Source organism: Actinomadura sp. HBU206391 (assembly GCF_014323665.1).
Classification (GTDB): domain Bacteria; phylum Actinomycetota; class Actinomycetes; order Streptosporangiales; family Streptosporangiaceae; genus Actinomadura_C.
Window position 1 is genome coordinate 1 of sequence record NZ_JABVEB010000369.1, and the last position, 4,388, is coordinate 4,388.

General features: G+C 70.5%; 5 protein-coding genes and 1 pseudogene. 5 read left to right on the forward strand and 1 reads right to left on the reverse strand.

Annotation, left to right across the window (positions count from 1 at the left end; genetic code table 11):
• A partial coding sequence (locus HKK72_RS36525; protein ID WP_187238964.1) for an amidohydrolase family protein occupies nucleotides 1-454 on the reverse strand: 454 nt, incomplete at its 3' end.
• Nucleotides 455-709: 255 nt separating this feature from the next.
• On the opposite strand from HKK72_RS36525, the gene HKK72_RS36530 reads away from it, so the two are divergent.
• The 5 genes and pseudogenes from HKK72_RS36530 to HKK72_RS36550 form a co-directional block, all read left to right on the forward strand.
• On the forward strand, nucleotides 710-1,900 hold the full coding sequence (locus HKK72_RS36530) for a CaiB/BaiF CoA transferase family protein (protein WP_187238965.1): 1,191 nt from the start codon (nucleotides 710-712) through the stop codon (nucleotides 1,898-1,900).
• Nucleotides 1,893-2,717, forward strand: coding sequence for a citryl-CoA lyase (locus tag HKK72_RS36535; RefSeq protein ID WP_187238966.1), 825 nt, complete (start codon nucleotides 1,893-1,895; stop codon nucleotides 2,715-2,717). The genes HKK72_RS36530 and HKK72_RS36535 overlap by 8 nt, the downstream gene beginning before the upstream one ends.
• 41 nt (nucleotides 2,718-2,758) lie before the next feature.
• The gene (locus HKK72_RS36540; RefSeq protein WP_187238967.1) at nucleotides 2,759-3,622 is read left to right on the forward strand and encodes an extradiol ring-cleavage dioxygenase; all 864 of its coding nucleotides are present in this window, start codon (nucleotides 2,759-2,761) and stop codon (nucleotides 3,620-3,622) included.
• On the forward strand, nucleotides 3,619-3,981 hold the full coding sequence (locus HKK72_RS36545) for a hypothetical protein (RefSeq protein WP_187238968.1): 363 nt from the start codon (nucleotides 3,619-3,621) through the stop codon (nucleotides 3,979-3,981). The genes HKK72_RS36540 and HKK72_RS36545 overlap by 4 nt, the downstream gene beginning before the upstream one ends.
• A gap of 2 nt (nucleotides 3,982-3,983) precedes the next feature.
• Nucleotides 3,984-4,388: pseudogene (locus HKK72_RS36550) on the forward strand (zinc-binding alcohol dehydrogenase family protein); the annotation flags it as partial.

Below are 4,388 nucleotides of genomic sequence, written 5' to 3' on the forward strand. Positions count from 1 at the left end.
CCGACCGCAGCGCGTCGACCGCAGCGTCGGCGTGGTCGACGGTCTGCAGTCCGTGCGACCAGTCGACAACGGTCGTGACACCGGCGTCGAGGGCCTCGATCGCGGCGAGCACGTTGCCCGCGTGCACGTCCTCGGGGCGGAACAGTTTCCCGTGTTCCAGGTAGTACCAGACGAAGTACTGGGTCAGGGTCCAGTCGGCGCCGTAGCCGCGCATGGCGGTCTGCCACATGTGCCGGTGGGTGTCGATCATTCCGGGCATGACGATGCCGTCGGTCGCGTCGATCACGGCGGTGCCCTCGGGAACCGCCAGATCGGGACCCACGGCGGCGATGCGGTCGTCGACGACGAGGACGTCGGTGCGGGCCAGCACTTGGCGCCGGTCGTCCATCGGCAGCACCGTGCCGCCGCGCAACACCACCGGCCGCCCGGTCTCGAATTCGGTCCGCTCGCTCATCGCTTGGCTCCTCACCGTCTGCGCGACCGTTGACACGGCGCCGGCCCGACTCCTCGGACGAATGTCCGCCATACGGTCACATGTGCTCGCCGTTACTTTCGCCACTACTGGCGCCGGTGTCAATGGGCATCGCTGGCCCGACCTGCGGCGACCCGCCCTAGAGTGGAGACCGGGCCCGCTTGACGCATGTCATGGATGTGCCAGACTCGCACGAGCGGACGCCTGTCCGTTGAACGGACGAGCAGAGGGAGCCGGATGACAGAGGACGCCTTTCGTGACAGCTCCGCAGGCGGTGGGCCGCTGTCCGGCGTGCTGGTGGCGGACTTCTCCCGGATCCTGGCCGGGCCGTACGCCACGATGCTGTTGGCCGATCTGGGCGCCGATGTCGTGAAGGTCGAAAGCCCCAAGGGCGACGACACCCGAACCTGGACGCCGCCCGTGCGCGACGGGGTGGCGACCTACTATCTGGGCGTCAACCGCGGTAAGCGCTCGATCGCGCTGGACCTGCGCGACCCGGGCGACGCCGAGGTGGCCCGCGAACTGGCCCGCCGCGCGGACGTACTGATCGAGAACTTCAAACCGGGGGGCCTGGACAAGTACGGCCTCGGCTACGACGCGGTGCGTTCGGCCAACCCCGGCGTGGTCTACGCGTCGATCAGCGGCTTCGGGTCGGGGGCCGGCCGCGAGGTGCCGGGCTACGACCTGATGGTGCAGGCCATCTCGGGGCTGATGAGCCTGACCGGCGATCCGGACGGGCCACCGTACCGGGCCGGGATCTCGGTGTTCGACGTGATGGCCGGCAACCATGCCGTGATCGGCATTCTGGCCGCGCTGCGGCACCGGGACGCGACCGGGCAGGGCCAGCACGTGGAGGTCAACCTGCTGTCCTCGGCGCTGACCGGCCTGGTCAACCACAGCTCGGCCTACGTCGCCGGCGGGGAGGTGCCCTACCGGATGGGCAACGCGCACCCCAGCGTGTTCCCCTACGAACCGCTGCCCACCGCCGACAACGACCTGATCGTCACCGCCGCCAACGACGGGCAGTTCCGCCGCCTGTGCGATGTGCTCGGCATTCCCGAGATCGCCGACGACCCGCGGTTCGCCCGCAACGCCGACCGCACGGCCAACCGTGAGGAGCTGCGCCCCCTGCTCGTGGAGCGGCTCGCCGAGCGCGGCGCGGTCGAGTGGTTCGAGCTGCTGGTCGAAGCCGGCGTGCCGAGCGGACCGATCAACACCATCGACGGGGGGTTCGCGATGGCCGAGCGCTTCGGGCTCGACCCGATCGCCCTGGTCGGCGCGGGCGACCGGGCGGTGCCCACGACGCGGCACCCGATCCGCTTCTCGGCGACCCCGGCCGTGCACCGGCTGCCCCCACCCGAGCTCGACGAGCACGGCGTGGAGCTGCGCAAGTGGCTGACGACCCCGCTGGAGGACGAGCGTGGCTGAGCAGATCGACCGCCCGGAATATCCGACCGCACTCGGCGCCTCGAGCCTGGACAAGATCACGCTGCTCGGCCACGACCTGGCCGAGGACGTGATGGGCGAGGTCGGATTCGGCGAACTGGCGTTCTGGCTGGCCACTCAGCGGCGGCCGGAGCCGGGCGAGGTACGGGTGTTCGAGGCCGTGCTGGCGGCGCTCGCCGACCACGGCTTCACCCCCACCGCGATCGTCACCCGCCTCACCTACCTGTCCGCGCCCGACTCCGTGCAGGGTGCGCTGGCGGCGGGCCTGCTCGGTGGCGGATCACGGTTCCTCGGCGTCACCGAGGACACCGGCCGCTTCCTGCACGATGTGCTGACCTCGCTCGACGGCACGCGTCCGGCCGACGACTCCGGCTGGGACGACCTGGCCCTGCGGACCGTACAGGCCGAGCGGGCGGCGAAGAGGTACGTCCCCGGGCTGGGTCACCACGTGCACAAGCAGGGCGACCCGCGCACCCCGAGGCTGATGCGGATCGCCACCGAAGAGGGGCTGTTCGGGCCGCATCTGTCGCTCTTCGCCGCCATCGGGCGGGTGCACCCGCAGGTGCTCGGCAGGACGCTGCCGCTGAACGGGGCGGGCGTCTGCGGCGCGGCGCTGGCCGACCTGGGCCTGCCGCTGGAACTGCTGCGCGGATTCGCCCTGCTCGCGCGTACCGCCGGCCTGATCGGCCAGCTCGCCGAGGAGCTGCGCCGCCCGGTCGGCAACGACATCTTCCTGGCCGTTGACCTCAACAACAGGTCCGTCGCGCCCACGCCACACGAACCCGAAGCCCGCGTCTGAGCCCGCCCACCCGGGCCGGGCGGTAGCGAAAAGGAGATCCCATGGCCGAAGTGGTTGCGGTGATCGCGTCCACCCACCACCCCTTCTACTACCGTGCGAGCACTGCGACCGGGGAGGACCGCCCGCCGTTCGCCGACGAGTGGGTGCGCAAGGTGGAGGCGTTCCGCGAGACGCTGACCAGCGCCCGCCCCGACGTCCTGGTGATGGTGGGCTCCGATCACTTCCACCAGCTGTGGCTGGACAACATGCCGCAGTTCCTCATCGGCAAGGCGCCCTTCTACGACGCGAACTTCTACAACGAGGAGCGCGAGTTCGGGCTACCGCGCATGCTGCTCACCGGGCAGGAGGACCTGTCGGGCCACCTGCTGCGCGAGGGCCTGGATTCGGGGTTCGACCTGGCGTTCTCCAACGAGCTGCGGATCGATCACTCGATCACGTGCCCGATCATCACGCTGCGCCCGCAGAACGACCTGCCGATCGTGCCTGTCTACACCAACATCTTCGCCCCGCCGCTGCCGCGGCCCAAGCGCTTCGTGCAGCTGGGCCGGGCGATCCGCCAGATGGTCGAGGCCTGGCCCGAGGACAAGCGCGTCGCCGTCATCGGCACCGGGCACCTGTCTTTGGAGCTGGGCGGGCCCCGGCAATTCGGCCCGCACGGCCCGGATCCGGAGTTCGACCGCCGCGCCGTCGAGTGGATCTCCTCCGGCGACATCGAGGGCTGCCTGGCCGAGGTGACCCTGGACAGCCTGCACGCCCCGGGCAACGCCACCCACGGGTTCATGGACTTCATGCTGATGATGGGCGTCGCGGGCGAGGGACGGAAGGCCGACTACGTCGACACCTACGACCTGTTCCACACGATGGAGGCCTACTTCACCTGGTACCCGAATGGAGCCGGCCAGTGAGCAAGTACCTGCTGAACAAGTTCCTGTTCACCGTCGACCGCGACCCGGAGCTCGTCGAGCGCTACCGCGACGACCCCCAGGGCACCGTCGCCTGGTGGGAGGCCGAACAGGCGAACCGCATCCTGGGCTGCACGACCGGCGAGTCGAGCACCTGGCTGCGCTTCGACGAGACCGAACGCGCCGCGCTCGCCGAGCACGACTACCCCAGGCTCTTCGAGCTCGGGGCGCACCCGTTCCTCACGCTCACCCTGTTCATCGCCATGTTCGAACGTGACCATGACGAACCGCTCGGATTCCAGCTCGAATACGCACGACGGCTCGGCCATTTCACGCTCCCCTATCCCGACATCGCCACCTAGCCATGCGCGCCGCAGAGATCCGGGAACCCGGCCGGCCGCCGCTGGTGGTCGAGCGGAAGCCGCCGCTCGCCGGGCCCGGCAGGACGCCGGTCACGGTCCATGCCGCCCCGATCACTCCGTTGGACCTGCTCTGCGCGGGCGGCAGGTCGTACTTCGGTACGCCGTCGACGCCGTACGTACCGGGCGTCCAGGGGGTCGGAACCGCTGACGGCAGACCGGTGTGGTTCGCGACCTCGGCCGGAATGGCACCGGGCGACGGGAGCATGGCCGAGATCGCCTCGGTGCCGGCGGAGGACCTGGTCGAGCTGCCGCACGGCGTCGACCCGGTCGCCATGGCCGCGCTCGGGCTCTCCGCCGTCGCCGCGTACATGGCGCTGACCTGGCGCGGCGAGCTCGCCGCCGGTGAG